This is a genomic window from Burkholderia sp. MS389 (genome assembly GCF_016899425.1).
Classification (GTDB): Bacteria; Pseudomonadota; Gammaproteobacteria; order Burkholderiales; family Burkholderiaceae; genus Burkholderia; species Burkholderia sola.
The window spans coordinates 2,183,124-2,196,469 of the sequence record NZ_CP045995.1 but is presented as its reverse complement, the minus strand read 5'-3'; the positions used below and the strand labels follow the sequence as shown (position 1 = coordinate 2,196,469).

Sequence of the window (13,346 nt, the reverse complement as noted above, 5' to 3'; positions counted from 1 at the left end):
AGGCGTTGCCGCGCACCGCATCCGGTTCATGCGCGAGGGTGCGAATCCGCGCCGCCGGGTGGCGGATTTCGATACCGGCACGAGGCGCAAGGCGCCGAAGCGTGGAAGCCGTCAGCGCGTCGCCCCCAGCGCGACGCGCAGCCGCTCCATCAATCGCGTGTAGTGCCGCAGCACGTCGTCCTTCGGCACGACGCTCGCGGTCGCGAAACGCTCGGACCACACCGGCTTCCAGGCATACGAGCCGTGCACGCTGCGGTCGCCGTCGGGCGCCTGGATCAGCGAGCGAATCCGCGCGTCGCGGCCCGGCCCCGTATGCATCTCGAACAGCGCATGAATGAACGTGTGATACGCGTCGTACACGTCGTCGTCGAACAGGTAGCGGTAGATGTGGAACGTGCGGTCGAGGTCGCGCTTCGCGCGGATCACGTCGTCCGGCGAGATGTCCTTCCAGTAGCCGATCCACGTGTAGAAGCACAGCAGCGCATTGAGCTGCGGCGCGACCGTGTCGTACAGCGCGAGCCGCTTTTCGATCAGCCGCTGATTGGTCCACTGCACGAGTTCGAGCCGCTTCAGCCGGCGCGCGACGAGCCAGCCGAGACAGGCGACCGACAACGGCGTCAGCACGCCGAGCACGAGCTTGACGATTTCCAGCGAATTCCACGGCGTATTGAATGGCTGCATGTAGGGCTCGACAGGAAGAAACGCATTCGCGGCGACGCACGACCTGGCGCGCTATGCAGCGCCATTCGGCCGATCGCGTCGGCATTGACCGTTAGTTGCTTGCACATCGACCGGCGTGCGACCGCACCGGCAATCCGTGCGATGCGACTCACCCCGTCAGTTTATCGGGCGATTGTCACCGTGCCATGACCGCTCGTCGACGCATCGCCGCACGCCCCGCCCCGCTTCAGGTTGGTAGCGCCGACGTGAGCTTGACCTTCTGCATCGGAATGTCGGTCTTCACGCTCAGCACGCCGGGAATACGCGTCAGATATTCCATCTGGAAGCGCCGGTAATCGTCGATGTCGGCCGCGACGACGCGCAGCAGGAAATCGCAGTCGCCGGCCATCAGGTGGCATTCGACGACTTCCGGCATCTGCTGGACGGCCTCGGCGAAACGGTTCACCGATTCCGCGTCCTGCCCCTTCAGCCATACGCGCGTGAAGATCGTCAGCCCCTTGCCGACCTTCGCCGGGTTCAGCACGGCCACGTATTTCTCGATCACGCCGGCTTCCTCGAGCAACCGCACGCGCCGCAGACACGGCGACGGCGACAGCCCGACCTCCTGCGCGAGCTCCACGTTCTGCATGCGGCCGTCGCGCTGCAGCGCGCTCAGGATTCGGCGGTCGATAGCGTCAAGTTTCATTTGGCATCCGATTCCAAAAAATTGTCATATCACACGTTCAATGCCAAATTCTGAGAAAAATCTGGCGACAACGCAACCCGATTCGAGTCAAAAAAGCAGACAATCCCCCCCCCCGAAGGAGGAGTAATGAGCAGTAGCGTTTCAACGTCGTCCGGGCTTCGCGACAGGCCCGCCTATGTCGCCGAGATGGGTCGCGGTTTGCGCGCGGCGCTGCCCGTCATGCTGGGTTTCGTGCCGTTCGCGCTGGTGCTCGGCGCGCAGGCTGCGCAAAAAGGGCTGAGCCTGTTCGAGGTGCCGATGATGACGGGCCTGAACTTCGGCGGCGGCTCCGAATTCGCGGCGATCCATCTGTGGACCTCGCCGCCGCACATCGCGCTGATCGTCGCGATGTCGTTCCTCGTGAATTCGCGCCACATCCTGATGGGCGCCGCATTCGCGCCCTACCTCCGCCGCCTGCCGCGCCGCCGCGCGTTCGTCGCGCTGTTCTTCATGTGCGACGAGAGCTGGGCGATGTCGCTCGCCGACGCGCGCGAGCGCTCGGCCACGCATATCAGCGTGCCCTATTACGCGGGCATCTGCGTGGGACTCTACCTGACGTGGATCTCGATGACGACGCTCGGCGCGGCGGTCGGTCCGACGATCGGCGACGTCGAACAGTACGGCTTCGACATGGCGTTCACGGCCGTGTTTCTGGTGCTGCTGCGCGGGATGTGGAAAGGCGTGCGTGCGAGCCGCCCGTGGTTCGTGAGCCTCGTCGTCGCGGCGGCCACCCATCTCGCGCTGCCCGGTGCGTGGTATGTCGCGGCCGGCGCCTGCGCGGGGCTGATCGCCGCGCTGCTGTGGGAGCCTCGCGATGCCTGAGCTTCCGGATTTCGGCACCGTCGCGACGATCGTGCTGATGGCGTCGACCACCTACCTGTCGCGCATTCTCGGCTACGTGCTGCTGCGCAACCGCACGCTGAGCCCGCGGATGGCGTCGGTGATGGAAAACGTGCCCGGCTGCGTGCTGATCTCGGTGATCGCGCCGGCGTTCGTGTCGACGCGCCCGGCCGACCTGCTCGCGCTCGCGATCACGCTCGTCGCGGCGACACGCCTGTCGATCCTGCCGACGGTCATCGTCGGCGTCGCGTCGGCCGGCCTGCTGCGCTACCTGCTCGGCTGAGCGGGTCCGGACTGCCGCACCGGCACGCACCTTCCACGACACGACGATCCTCGCGCCGGAATGCTAGCCTTGTGGATTGCGCCACACCGCACCTCCGCTGCCATTGCCCTTCACGAGGATCGCCCCGATGCAAGCAACCCGCCCGCTGTTCGACCGTGTCCTGCTCACCAACGACGACGGATTCGACGCTCCCGGCCTCGACATACTCGAACAGGTCGCCACGCAACTCGCGCGCGAAGTGTGGATCGTGGCTCCAGCCGAGGACCAGAGCGGCACATCGCATTCGCTGAGCCTGCATGAACCCCTGCGCGTGCATCGCAAGGGCGAGCGGCGCTTCGCGGTGCGCGGCACGCCCGGCGATTGCGTCGCGATCGCGGTCAGCCACCTGATGAAGGGCGCGCGGCCCGACGTCGTACTGTCCGGCGTGAATCGCGGCGCGAACCTCGGCACCGAAACGGTGTTTTCCGGCACGGTCGGCGCGGCGATGACGAGCATGCTGGTCGGCGTACCGGCCATCGCGCTGAGCCAGGCCTTCACCGACCGCAACGCGGTGCCGTGGGGCACCGCGCTCGCGCATGCGCCGGACGTCATCCGCCGGCTCGTCGCCGCCGGCTGGGACAGCGACGCGTGCCTCAACGTGAATTTCCCGCCGCGGCCAGCCGACGACGTGCGTGGCCTGAAGGTGACGAACCAGGGCGCCGGCACGCTGCAGGGTGTAGAGATCGTGTCGGGACGCGATCCGCGCGAGATCGACTATCACTGGCTGAAGCTCGCGCGCGCACCGCGCGACGACGATGCGGATTCGGAAACGGTTGCGCTCGGCGAAGGGTATATCTCGGTCACGCCGCTCAAGTTCGAGCGCACGCACGATCAGGCGCTCGCGCGGCTGCGGTCGAACCTCGGCTGATCGCAAGCGCCTTCGAATGACCCGGCTGCCACGCACGCCATACGTGTCCACCGCCTCAGTGCATCACGTCAGATTCAAGCCGCCGTCGAGCATCACGATCTCGCCCGTCACGTAATCGGACGCGACGAGCATCGCGACCGTCTGCGCGATATCGTCCGGCGTCGCCGCGCGGCGCATCGGCGCGCGTTCGCGCCAGAGCTGCTGCGCTTCCGTCCAGTCGGCGGTCAGCGGCGTATCGACGAGCCCCGGCGCGACCGCATTGACGCGAATCGCGGGAGCCAGCGTGCGCGCGAGCAGCCGCGTCGTGTGATTGAGTGCGGCCTTCGCGGCCGCATACGGAATCGACGCGCCCTTCGGCCGCATGCCCGCATGCGAGCTGACGTTCACGACGCACCCGGCCCGCCCGCGCGACGCCGACTCGCGCAGCGCGGCTTCCGCTTCGGCGACCAGCCGGAACGGCGCGATCACGTTGATTTCATGCATCTCGCGCCACACGTCGGGCGTGGCCGCTGAGAGGTCGTCATGCGGAATCACGCGGCTGACGCCCGCATTGTTCACGAGCACGTCGAGCCGGCCGTGCACCGCGAGCGCGTCGCGGATCAGCCGCACGCGTTCGGCATCGTCGGCGAGATCGGCTTGCACGTACGCGCCGCCGAGTTCGCGCGCCATCGCGCGGCCGGCGTCGGCCGAGCTGCGCGAATGCAGGATCACCGCGTAGCCGTCGGCCGCCAGCCGACGCGCGACGGCCGCCCCGATCCCCGACGTCGAGCCGGTGACGAGCGCGACCGGCCGGTGCACGCGCGACGCGCGCGGCTCGCCGGCGGCTTCGGCTTCTGGAGCGGTTTCGGTGTCGGTTTCGGCAATCGGGGCAGAGATCGGCGGCAGCGGCGCGTCCATGGCGTGGGACCCTGTCAGTGGCGTTCCCGCATCATAAGCGCGACGGGGCCGCGGGGAAGCGAATTCATCCTCATTGGCCGAACGGCCTGCTCCGGTAATGACGTGCAATCGACCGTCATGGCCGTTTCGGCAGCTCGACATACTCCTCGAGCTCGCCCGCGATATAAAGCCGCTTGCCGATTCGCGGGTATTCGCACACGTCGTGTTCGAGCCGCTGCCCGCCGACGAGCAATTCGAGCGGCGCCTCGCCGGTGTTCTGCACCGTATGCGCTTCGCCGCCGCGCGGAAAGCCGATGAAATCGCCGGGCCCGATTTCATTCGTGCGCTCGCCGATCGTCACCGAGCCCGCGCCGGACAGCACGTACACGAATTCTTCTTCGTACAGGTGACGGTGATATTCGGCCGATTCGTGACCGGGCATCAGCGTGAGCAGGTGAACGCCGAATTGCGTCAGGCCGGTCAGGTCGCTGAGTTGCCGCTTGAGACGCACGGCATTGGGATTGAGCGAATGCACCGCGCGCGTGGGTTCCATCTTCGCGATATCGGCGGCCTTCAGCAATTCCCGGGGACAGGGAGTCGACATGGGGAGCTCGCAAGCGTGAATGCTTCGGTTGGACGCGGTGCCGGCGCGGCCCGCGCGGAATGGCTATTGTCCGATATTTTCACGCTTGCAGACGTGCCGCGAACCCCACCGGCTGCGCTACATTGCATCGAATGCCAGAACGTTGCACGCGCAACCATTCAGGCGGCAAACGACGCGTGACGCTCACCCCACGTGCACGCCGCGCAGCTTCGTCAGCAATGCGACGAGGCGATCGATGTGCGCATCCTCGGTGCGCCACGACGACACGCTGATCCGGAACGCCGGCCGCCCCTGCCACACGGTCGCGCCGAACCACACGTCGCCCGACGCCTGCGCGGCTTCGAGGATCGCCGCCGTTTCCTCGTCGGTGCCGGCGCGCACGAGCACCTGGTTCAGCACGACGCGGTTCAGCACGTCGTAGCCGGCCGCCCGCAGGCCGTCCGCGACCCGCGCCGCCTGCGCGCAATGCCGCTCGACCATCGTCGCGACGCCGGCACGGCCGAGCGAACGCAGCGCGGCCCACACGGGAATGCCGCGCGCGCGTCGCGAGAATTCGAGGTTCAGGTTCTTCTGCGCATCCTGCGCGCCGCTCAGATATACGGCGTCGCTGTTCATCGCGGTGGCGAGCGCGGCCGCGTCGCGGCAGATCACCATCGCGCCGTCGTACGGCGTGTTGAGCCATTTGTGACCGTCGGTCGTCCAGCTGTCCGCGCCGTCGACGCCGTCCGTCAGCGCGCGCTTCGACGACGCCCGCGCCCACAGGCCGAACGCACCGTCCACGTGCACCCACGCGCCGGCCGCCTTCGCGGGCGGAATCAATGCCGCGAACGGATCGAATTCGCCGGTGTTCACTTCGCCGGCCTGCACGCAGAAGATCGTCATGTCGTCGAGCGGCGGCAACTGCGCCGGGTCGATCCGGCCGTGCGCATCGACCGGCGCGACGACGATGCGCTTCATTCCGAAGCCGAGCACGCGCAGCGCCTTCTTCACCGTGATGTGCGCGAGCGCGGAGATCACGACTTTCACCTCGGGCGCGCCGATCAGGCCGTCCTCGTCGATCTCCCAGCCCTTGCGCGCGAGCAGCGCGCGCCGCGCGGCCACCAGCGCGACGAGCGTGCAGGCCGTCGCGCTCGTGCCGAAACCGACCGCGCTGCCTTCGGGCAATCCGAGCGCCTCGACGACCCAGCGCGCGGCCTGGCGCTCGAGCGTTGCGGCCACCGGCGAATTCGCGTACGACGACGCGCATTGGTCCCACGCGAGCATCAGCCGCTCGGCCGCCGCCGCGGCCGGCAGCGTCGCGCCGATCACGAAGCCGAAATAGTTCGGGCCGTTCGATGCGACCGTTGCGGGCGTGCCGTGCTCGTCGAGCAGGCGCAGCACGTCGTCGGCCGGGCGTCCCGTATCGGGCAGCGCTTCGTCGAACGCCGCGAGGCCGGCCAGCGCGGCCGCATCGGGAAACGCGCGCCGTTCGTTCGTTGCAGCCAGATACGCGTGCGCGCGCCGATCGGCGTCGGCCAGCAGGGCGAGTTCGTCCATGTCGGTTGCCTCGGTCAGGGTCAGAGTTGCGAGAGATCGCGGCCGAGCTGCTGCAGCGCGCCGTCGATCCGCTTGTAGTACGTGAACTTGCCGACGCGGGTCGCCTGCACGAGCCCGGCGTCCGCGAGGATGCGCATGTGCCGCGTCGTCGTGGCCGGCGCGATGCCGAGCTTCTCGGTGATGTACGTGCAGCACACGCCGAGTTCGTCGAAGTCGCCGTGCGGCTGCGGCGGGAAATGCTTGCGCGGCTGCTTGAGCCAGCGCAGCACGGCGAGACGGCTTTCGTTGGCCAAGGCGCTGATGCGGATCACGTCGTCCATGGGGTTCGGCTTCGTTTGACGTTTTGAATATTAGCTAAATGACGAAATGTGGGCAATGGGCTTGAACAGCGGTTTCAGCCTGCGATGCCGCGCGCCCGCACGCACCGTCGCGCATTCGATGCGATCGCGGCGAGATCGCCGTCGCATCGTCTCGCCGGCCGCGCGGGCAACGTGCTGTTACGCGAGCGCCTCCGCCAGCCTGTCGATCAACGCGCGCACACGCCGCGGCTGCGCCGCACTCCCCGGATAGACGATCTGCAGATCCACGTCGCCGGGCGAGAACGCGCCGAGCACCTCGACGAGCGCGCCCGACGCCAGGTCCCGTTCGACGTCGACCAGCGATTTCAGCGCGACGCCGTGCCCCGCGACGCACCACGCGCGCACGAGCGCCCCGTCGTTGGCGACGCGCCGGCCGCGCACCACCACGCGCTTCAATGCGCCGTCGATACTGAACGGCCATTCGGCATACAGCTCCTGGCCGAAGCGCATCACGATGCAGTCGTGCGCGGCAAGTTCGTCCGGGTGTATCGGCGTGCCACGTGCGGCGAGATACGCGGGCGCCGCGCACACCACACGCCGCGCACGGCCGAGCGAACGGCTGCGCAACGAACTGTCTGCCAGCGTGCCGCGACGGATCGCGAAATCGAGCCCCTGCCCGACGAGGTCGACATACCCGTCGCCGAGATGCAGGTCGACCGTCACGCCCGGATGCGCGGCCAGGAACGCGTCGAGGACCGGCACGACGCGCTCGCGCCCGAGATCGGCCGGCGCACTCAGCCGCACGGGCCCCGACAGCGTCTGCACGCCCAGCCGCACACGGCTTTCGAGTTCATCGGCCTCGGCCAGCAGGCGTCGCGCACCCTCCGCCAGCGTGCGCCCCTCGTCGGTCAGGCTGATCGCGCGCGTCGTGCGCGTGAGCAGCGCCGCGCCGTAGTGGCGCTCGAGCGCCGTCAGCCGCTCGGACACCGTGGCCGGCGACAGGCCGACTTCGCGGCCCGCCGCGGCCAGCCCGCCCTTCTCCACGATGCGCAGGAACAGCGCGAGGTTGTCGAGCAGCATTGTTCGCTCCTTCCGAAGGATATTTTCGTCGTCTTCTGGATTATCCGGGAAAGCCGCAAACGGTACATTGGTCGCCTGACGATCGACGCGCGGCCGCGCCGCGCTCACACGACGAGAGAAACGCTCATGGAATATCGTACGCTCGGCCGCTCCGGCCTCAAGGTCCCTGTCCTGAGCTTCGGCGCCGGCACGTTCGGCGGCGCCGGCCCGCTGTTCAGTGCCTGGGGCAATACCGGGGTCGACGAAGCACGCCGCCTGATCGACATCTGCATTGAAGCCGGCGTCAACCTGTTCGACACCGCCGACGTGTATTCAGACGGCGCGTCCGAGCGCGTCCTCGGCGCCGCGCTCAAGGGGCGCCGCGACCAGGTGCTGATCTCGACCAAGACGGGCCTGCCGACCGGCGACGGCCCGAACGACGCGGGCACGTCGCGCGCACGGCTCGTGCGCGCCGTCGACGACGCGCTGCGCCGCCTCGACACCGACTACATCGACCTGCTGCAACTGCACGCGTTCGACGCCGGCACGCCGGTCGAGGAAGTGATGTCGACACTGGACGATCTCGTGCGCGCGGGCAAGCTGCGCTATATCGGCGTGTCGAACTTCGCCGGCTGGCAGATCATGAAGTCGCTCGCGGAGGCCGACCGGCACGGCTGGACGCGCTACGTGGCGAACCAGGTGTACTACTCGCTCGTCGGCCGCGACTACGAGTGGGACCTGATGCCGCTCGGCGCCGACCAGGGCCTCGGCGCGCTGGTGTGGAGCCCGCTCGGCTGGGGCCGGCTCACCGGCAAGATCCGGCGCAATGCGCCGCTGCCCGAAGGCAGCCGCCTGCATGAAACGGCCAGCTACGGGCCGCCGGTCGACGACGAACGCCTGTACGACGTGGTCGATGTGCTCGACGCGATCGCGGAAGAAACCGGCAAGACGGTGCCGCAGATCGCGCTGAACTGGCTGCTGCAGCGGCCGACGGTGTCGTCGGTGATCGTCGGCGCGCGCAACGAGGAACAGTTGCGGCAGAACCTCGGGGCGGTCGGCTGGGCGCTGACCGATGCGCAGGTCGCGAAGCTCGATGCGGCGAGCGCGGTGGAAGCGCCGTATCCGTATTTTCCGTATCGCCGGCAGGCGGCGTTCGCGCGGTTGAATCCGCCGATGCGCGGGTAAGCCGCGAAGGCATCGGCATCAGGCCAGCACGCGCGCGTGGCCGAGCAGCACGACCTTGTCTGTCGAACCGTACATCGCGCGGGCGCGCGATACGCTGACGCTCGCCACCGGCAGTTTCAGTCCGCGCTCGCCGACCGTCGTGCGAAACCCGTCCCGCAAGCCGTCGATGAACGGCAGGATCGTGGCCTTCGCGGCCGCGTCGTGCAGGCGCTGCGCATCGCGTGGGCGGCCGGAAAAACCCGGGACCAGTTCTGACCGCGCCCCGTCCTGAAAAGGCCCGCGACATGAACGGAGCCTGTCCGTACGCGCGGTCCGGGAACAGGACCACCGCCAATGGCTGTCGCCGCAGAACGGCCACAGTAGCCACAGGGATACAAAATCATCCTGTCGGTTCAATTTTGTAGCCCTGCGGACACCAATTTTACATGCGAATTTGTAGCACAAGGGCTACAACATCAGTCAATGTGAGGACTTTTGACGCCCTGGGGCTACAAATGACAACCTTGGCCGATGTTGGAGAGATGCTGAGAGCGGTCCGCCATTCAGCAGGACTTTCTCAGAAAGAGCTGGCCGCGCACGCCGGTGTCGCACGCACGACGCTCGCACGGATGGAGACACTCGCGCGAGGCGACATGAGCGTATCTGCGCTCGTTCGGCTGCTGGAGGCTGCTGGCTATGACTTGCGCGTGGTGAAGCGCGGGCATGGGCGCACCCTCGATGACGTGCTGGCCGAACAGCGCACGATGGGAGACGCGTGACCATGCGGCTTCATGTGTACGTCAAAGGCAAACTCGTTGCGCATCTCTATCGCCAGGCGGACGACTATGCATTGCGCTACACCGCAGACGCACTCGATGCCGACTTTGCCAGTTTGACCATGCCCGTTCGCGAAGATGCCTGGATTTGGCCGCGCGACCTGCATCCCTTCTTCCGGCAGAATCTGCCCGAAGGATTTCTTTTTCAAGTGATTCGCGAGGAGTTCGGCCCTTATCTCGACGGAACCGACCTTTCGCTCCTGGCCGTCATCGGCGGCGCCGGCCTGCTTGGCTTGCCGCCGCACGAGAAGTACCGTCCGTCGACCGAACAGGTTCTCAACGCGACAAAGCCCTACATCGGTCCTGCCAATTGGCGGCGGGAGGCCGAACAACTCGGCTGGCAACTCATCACCAACTACGTCGTGCGCAACGCGGACTGCCACGCGAAGAACATCGCACTCCTCTACTCGAACATCGACGACGTCATCTACACACCTGCCTATGACATAGTCACCACGGAGGCTTATCCGCGCTTTGCGAACAATCCGCCGGGGCTGAGCATCGACGGTCGAAAAACGTGGGCCCCCGGGAAGACGCTGGAGCGTTTTTTCAACACGCGTCTCGGCATCCCGCCGAAGCAATACCGCGAGATGGTCGAAGCACTGTGCGACTCGGCCGTATCGACGGGAAAAGATATCGTCGAAGCAGCAAGGAACGAGACGCGCTGGCATTGGACCGCGAAGCAGATGCTGCATGCATGGAACGAAGGCATGGGATCACTCCGCAGCGCCAAGCCGCAGGTCGCATTCAAAGCGCTCACGCCAGTCATCGAGGCCGCCGGTTTTTCAGACGCCGATCAGGCCGGCAACGCGAAAGCGATCATTGGTCGCTCGGAATTGCTGGCCAATCACGACAAGAAACCCTGACGTCCGTCCGATTCAATCCCCCGGACCCGACCCCGGCCCCACCCATCCCAGCGGCCGCGCCTTGATCCACAAAAACAGCGGCACGCGCGCCCACTGCCTGGGACCTGCTCACGCTCATAACGGGCTTGCGCTGGCCGCGTCGCGCACGCGACCTTCGCCACAGCCAATCTCCGGCTTGCCGGCCCAGCCGATCCATTGGCCGGCAACCCGCGCCCAGTGTTCGGCAATGGCTTTCGTATCGGTCATGCGCCCGCCCTCCCGCTCGATATGCGTCCTTGGCTCAGGATGCACATCGTAAGCGAAGCGGCGAACGGCGTGCACCGATTACCCCATTCGGCCAGTTTCCGTTTCCGGTCACGACGTTCTACAGTTACGACACCGTCATCCGTGCCGCCGCACATCGCCCCGCTCGACGATGCGCGCCCCGATTCCGAGGAAAGCCATGCCGAGTATCTTCGCCGCGCCCGCCGATGCCCCGCCAAGCCCCGTCGCGGCGGAAACGCGCATGGTGCACGACGTAGCAACGCTGAAGCCGTCCGACTACCGGTCGGCGGACGGCGCGTCGTGGGTCATCTCGACCATCACGCCGGCCGCTGACAGCGGCGCGAACGTCACGGGCAAGACGTATTTCGACACCGCCAAAGGCCGGACCGTCCCGGTACCCGACGCGCGCCGCCGCTATGCGAATCGCGGCACGTGGCAGGTCGTCGCGAGTTCGAGCGCTGCCGTCCCCGCGACGGGCCGCTACGACTGGCTCACGCTCGCGTGGCTGCCCATCAACCGGCGGCCGCTGCCGCAAACGCCCGAGCACCTGTATTCGCCGTTCATTCGCGGCGGCACGATCGTCTATCGGTGGAATCCGGCCGCGGAAGGCGGCGAGCAGTTCGGCAACGTGCGGATGATTTTTCCGGAATGGACGCAGCACGTGGCCGATGCGTTGCGGTCTCCGCCCGCTGCGGGGCCGGACGGCGCGTCGTCGGCCCCGCCTGCGCTCGATCGCCTGAAAACAGACATGAACCCGATGGCCGCCGTGCTCGACTTCGACGACGCGCTGCGTGAGGAACCAGTGGGCCCGATCGTTGCGCGACTGCCCACGCTGCTGCGCGGGAAGGACCTGCACGAACTGTCGGCGATCGTGTTCCTGTGCCTGTCCGCAGCGCGCGAAGAGGACCGGCCGCGCTTCGTCGAAACGATCGACGCGACGATCGCGGGCACAGATGACCGCGAACGTCTGCTGGCGATTGCGTACGGGGCGTTCGCCGCGGGGCGGACGCGACCGGTTCCATTCCGCGATAACGCGCTGAACGCACTCATCAACGATGTATTCGGCGCGCTGAAACAGCGCACGACGGCACTCGGCGTGCCGGTCGAGCAAGGGTCGCCGTGGTACGAGTTCTTTACCGCGTATCGGCTCGGTGAAGCACGGGCGGGCAACGGCCAGTAATCGCCCGCGAAGCGATGTCATCGCGAAAGCAGTAGCAAATCTCCAACGCCGCTCATCACTCGCCGCACATTGTCTCGGCGCTTCCTCGGTGCAAACCCGCCGCGCCGTCCCAATACCGAATCGATTTCCCCCGCTATTCGGCGATTTGAATCGGATCGCGCCGTGCTAAATTCCCGCTCGGCCACAAGGCCCATTCAAATAAACTCAATCAAAGACCAAATCATGAAATCTCTTATCCGCCATGCCGCACTGGCATTCGTGACGATCGGCTTCCTGTCGGGCTGCGCCAGCAGCGTGACGCGCGACGCCCGCGATCCGGCAGGGGCCACCGTGACCGCATCGACGCCCCAATTCGGCAAGAAACCCGTGATCGTGAAGGTCACGCTCGACAACGCCGCGCAGGAAGCGTTGAAAGACAACCTGAAGTTCGATGCGAAGAAACTGCAGGAAAAAATCGAACAGGCACTGGACGCACGCAAGCTGCTGGCCAAAGCGGATGCAACCGATGCGATGCACCTGAATGTCGAAGTCACCGGCATTCGCGTGCGCTCGAGTTTCTCGGCCGTCATGTTCGGCTTCATGGCCGGCAGCGATTACGTCGACGGCACCGTCACGTTCGCCGATGCCGACAATCATCCGCTCGACCACTTCAAGGTGTCGGCGTCGTATGCGCTCGGCGGTATCGCGGGCATCGACAGCATGCGCATGGACTGGCTGTACGAGAAATTCACCGAGAAGACGATCGCGACGCTCGATCCGGCGACCGCGGCAACGCAAGGCGACGCGGCATCGACGGCGTCGAAGAAGCTGTAAGACCCGGCGCCCGACGGCTCGTGGATGCGCGGCCCGTCGGGCCATGGCGGCAGCCCTGTGTCGCCGCCAACGAGCGGCCGCGCCAGCCGCCAACCGGGTGCCAGGCAATGCGTAAGTGAATGCCTAGCGCTCGCATCTTGCAGCGTTCCCATCCCGCTGAACCAGCCGATATGCATCGGATGCCGCCGCGCCCACCGACCGCCACAAGATACTCATGCCCGCACGCACCACGCTAAGCACGACGCTAAAAAAGCGGCCGCTCGCGAGCGGAGCGGCCGTCAAGGAGAGATCCCTGTGCGGGATACCGGCGGACACCACACCAGACCGATCTGATTCGCTGCACGTCGGCGTGCACATCACGCAGTCCTGAGCTGCCCCGGGCGCCTGTCGCGATCCGCAACACGCCGTTACGTT

The 13,346-nt window shown here is 66.8% G+C and carries 17 protein-coding genes; 8 read left to right on the top strand and 9 right to left on the bottom strand.

Going from position 1 to position 13,346, the window contains the following annotated elements:
- Positions 1 to 111: 111 nt before the first annotated feature.
- Both GJG85_RS26245 and GJG85_RS26240 read right to left on the bottom strand, forming a co-directional pair.
- The gene (locus tag GJG85_RS26245) at positions 112 to 681 is read right to left on the bottom strand and encodes a hypothetical protein (protein ID WP_050017887.1); all 570 of its coding nucleotides are present in this window, start codon (positions 679 to 681) and stop codon (positions 112 to 114) included.
- Positions 682 to 907: 226 nt separating this feature from the next.
- Positions 908 to 1,366, bottom strand: coding sequence for an Lrp/AsnC family transcriptional regulator (locus tag GJG85_RS26240; protein ID WP_039322714.1), 459 nt, complete (start codon positions 1,364 to 1,366; stop codon positions 908 to 910).
- 126 nt (positions 1,367 to 1,492) lie between these two features.
- Between GJG85_RS26240 and GJG85_RS26235 the strand changes: the two genes are divergently transcribed.
- From GJG85_RS26235 to surE, 3 genes are all read left to right on the top strand, one after another.
- Positions 1,493 to 2,227 carry an AzlC family ABC transporter permease gene (locus GJG85_RS26235; RefSeq protein ID WP_050017888.1) on the top strand — a complete coding sequence of 245 codons (735 nt, stop codon included), beginning with the start codon at positions 1,493 to 1,495 and terminating at the stop codon, positions 2,225 to 2,227.
- The gene (locus GJG85_RS26230) at positions 2,220 to 2,528 is read left to right on the top strand and encodes an AzlD family protein (protein ID WP_050017889.1); all 309 of its coding nucleotides are present in this window, start codon (positions 2,220 to 2,222) and stop codon (positions 2,526 to 2,528) included. The genes GJG85_RS26235 and GJG85_RS26230 overlap by 8 nt, the downstream gene beginning before the upstream one ends.
- A gap of 127 nt (positions 2,529 to 2,655) precedes the next feature.
- Positions 2,656 to 3,435 (top strand): 5'/3'-nucleotidase SurE, encoded by a 780-nt coding sequence (gene surE, locus GJG85_RS26225; RefSeq protein WP_050017890.1) that lies wholly within the window; start codon positions 2,656 to 2,658, stop codon positions 3,433 to 3,435.
- A 63-nt stretch (positions 3,436 to 3,498) separates the two neighbouring features.
- Here surE and GJG85_RS26220 read toward each other — a convergent pair whose 3' ends face one another.
- From GJG85_RS26220 to GJG85_RS26200, 5 genes are all read right to left on the bottom strand, one after another.
- Positions 3,499 to 4,332, bottom strand: a complete 834-nt coding sequence (locus GJG85_RS26220) for an SDR family oxidoreductase (protein ID WP_089489997.1) — start codon at positions 4,330 to 4,332, stop codon at positions 3,499 to 3,501.
- 115 nt (positions 4,333 to 4,447) lie between these two features.
- Positions 4,448 to 4,915 (bottom strand): cupin domain-containing protein, encoded by a 468-nt coding sequence (locus GJG85_RS26215; RefSeq protein WP_124594904.1) that lies wholly within the window; start codon positions 4,913 to 4,915, stop codon positions 4,448 to 4,450.
- Positions 4,916 to 5,098: 183 nt separating this feature from the next.
- The gene (locus GJG85_RS26210) at positions 5,099 to 6,451 is read right to left on the bottom strand and encodes a pyridoxal-dependent decarboxylase (protein ID WP_050017893.1); all 1,353 of its coding nucleotides are present in this window, start codon (positions 6,449 to 6,451) and stop codon (positions 5,099 to 5,101) included.
- Between the two features lie 20 nt (positions 6,452 to 6,471).
- The gene (locus GJG85_RS26205; RefSeq protein WP_050017894.1) at positions 6,472 to 6,771 is read right to left on the bottom strand and encodes a metalloregulator ArsR/SmtB family transcription factor; all 300 of its coding nucleotides are present in this window, start codon (positions 6,769 to 6,771) and stop codon (positions 6,472 to 6,474) included.
- 177 nt (positions 6,772 to 6,948) lie between these two features.
- On the bottom strand, positions 6,949 to 7,830 hold the full coding sequence (locus GJG85_RS26200; RefSeq protein WP_050017895.1) for a LysR family transcriptional regulator: 882 nt from the start codon (positions 7,828 to 7,830) through the stop codon (positions 6,949 to 6,951).
- A gap of 126 nt (positions 7,831 to 7,956) precedes the next feature.
- On the opposite strand from GJG85_RS26200, the gene GJG85_RS26195 reads away from it, so the two are divergent.
- Entirely contained in the window at positions 7,957 to 8,994 is a 1,038-nt protein-coding gene (locus GJG85_RS26195) for an aldo/keto reductase (RefSeq protein WP_089489995.1), read from the top strand.
- Positions 8,995 to 9,012: 18 nt separating this feature from the next.
- Here the strand turns inward: GJG85_RS26195 and GJG85_RS26190 are convergent, their stop codons facing one another.
- Positions 9,013 to 9,390: a hypothetical protein gene (locus tag GJG85_RS26190; RefSeq protein ID WP_143328924.1), complete on the bottom strand. Its 378-nt coding sequence runs from the start codon at positions 9,388 to 9,390 to the stop codon at positions 9,013 to 9,015.
- A gap of 98 nt (positions 9,391 to 9,488) precedes the next feature.
- Here GJG85_RS26190 and GJG85_RS26185 point away from each other — a divergent pair, with 98 nt between their 5' ends.
- Together GJG85_RS26185 and GJG85_RS26180 are read left to right on the top strand one after the other, a co-directional pair.
- Complete coding sequence (locus GJG85_RS26185; protein WP_089489994.1) at positions 9,489 to 9,752, top strand: helix-turn-helix transcriptional regulator; 264 nt, start codon at positions 9,489 to 9,491, stop codon at positions 9,750 to 9,752.
- Positions 9,753 to 9,754: 2 nt separating this feature from the next.
- On the top strand, positions 9,755 to 10,675 hold the full coding sequence (locus GJG85_RS26180) for a HipA domain-containing protein (RefSeq protein WP_089489993.1): 921 nt from the start codon (positions 9,755 to 9,757) through the stop codon (positions 10,673 to 10,675).
- Between the two features lie 114 nt (positions 10,676 to 10,789).
- Here GJG85_RS26180 and GJG85_RS35255 read toward each other — a convergent pair whose 3' ends face one another.
- Entirely contained in the window at positions 10,790 to 10,921 is a 132-nt protein-coding gene (locus GJG85_RS35255) for a hypothetical protein (RefSeq protein ID WP_256975834.1), read from the bottom strand.
- Positions 10,922 to 11,117: 196 nt separating this feature from the next.
- Here GJG85_RS35255 and GJG85_RS26170 point away from each other — a divergent pair, with 196 nt between their 5' ends.
- Both GJG85_RS26170 and GJG85_RS26165 read left to right on the top strand, forming a co-directional pair.
- The gene (locus GJG85_RS26170) at positions 11,118 to 12,119 is read left to right on the top strand and encodes a hypothetical protein (RefSeq protein WP_050017899.1); all 1,002 of its coding nucleotides are present in this window, start codon (positions 11,118 to 11,120) and stop codon (positions 12,117 to 12,119) included.
- Positions 12,120 to 12,341: 222 nt separating this feature from the next.
- Positions 12,342 to 12,932 (top strand): DUF4410 domain-containing protein, encoded by a 591-nt coding sequence (locus tag GJG85_RS26165; protein ID WP_050017900.1) that lies wholly within the window; start codon positions 12,342 to 12,344, stop codon positions 12,930 to 12,932.
- Positions 12,933 to 13,346 lie beyond the last annotated feature (414 nt).

Excerpts from the sequence above, each read along its gene's own strand:
- GJG85_RS35255 (WP_256975834.1), bottom strand. The coding sequence starts at position 10,921 with ATGACCGATACGAAAGCCATTGCCGAACACTGGGCGCGGGTTGCCGGC.
- GJG85_RS26185 (WP_089489994.1), top strand. The coding sequence starts at position 9,489 with ATGACAACCTTGGCCGATGTTGGAGAGATGCTGAGAGCGGTCCGCCAT.
- GJG85_RS26235 (WP_050017888.1), top strand. The coding sequence starts at position 1,493 with ATGAGCAGTAGCGTTTCAACGTCGTCCGGGCTTCGCGACAGGCCCGCC.
- GJG85_RS26170 (WP_050017899.1), top strand. The coding sequence starts at position 11,118 with ATGCCGAGTATCTTCGCCGCGCCCGCCGATGCCCCGCCAAGCCCCGTC.
- GJG85_RS26220 (WP_089489997.1), bottom strand. The coding sequence starts at position 4,332 with ATGGACGCGCCGCTGCCGCCGATCTCTGCCCCGATTGCCGAAACCGAC.
- GJG85_RS26165 (WP_050017900.1), top strand. The coding sequence starts at position 12,342 with ATGAAATCTCTTATCCGCCATGCCGCACTGGCATTCGTGACGATCGGC.
- GJG85_RS26230 (WP_050017889.1), top strand. The coding sequence starts at position 2,220 with ATGCCTGAGCTTCCGGATTTCGGCACCGTCGCGACGATCGTGCTGATG.
- surE (WP_050017890.1), top strand. The coding sequence starts at position 2,656 with ATGCAAGCAACCCGCCCGCTGTTCGACCGTGTCCTGCTCACCAACGAC.
- GJG85_RS26205 (WP_050017894.1), bottom strand. The coding sequence starts at position 6,771 with ATGGACGACGTGATCCGCATCAGCGCCTTGGCCAACGAAAGCCGTCTC.
- GJG85_RS26215 (WP_124594904.1), bottom strand. The coding sequence starts at position 4,915 with ATGTCGACTCCCTGTCCCCGGGAATTGCTGAAGGCCGCCGATATCGCG.
- GJG85_RS26200 (WP_050017895.1), bottom strand. The coding sequence starts at position 7,830 with ATGCTGCTCGACAACCTCGCGCTGTTCCTGCGCATCGTGGAGAAGGGC.
- GJG85_RS26240 (WP_039322714.1), bottom strand. The coding sequence starts at position 1,366 with ATGAAACTTGACGCTATCGACCGCCGAATCCTGAGCGCGCTGCAGCGC.
- GJG85_RS26195 (WP_089489995.1), top strand. The coding sequence starts at position 7,957 with ATGGAATATCGTACGCTCGGCCGCTCCGGCCTCAAGGTCCCTGTCCTG.
- GJG85_RS26180 (WP_089489993.1), top strand. The coding sequence starts at position 9,755 with ATGCGGCTTCATGTGTACGTCAAAGGCAAACTCGTTGCGCATCTCTAT.
- GJG85_RS26210 (WP_050017893.1), bottom strand. The coding sequence starts at position 6,451 with ATGGACGAACTCGCCCTGCTGGCCGACGCCGATCGGCGCGCGCACGCG.
- GJG85_RS26245 (WP_050017887.1), bottom strand. The coding sequence starts at position 681 with ATGCAGCCATTCAATACGCCGTGGAATTCGCTGGAAATCGTCAAGCTC.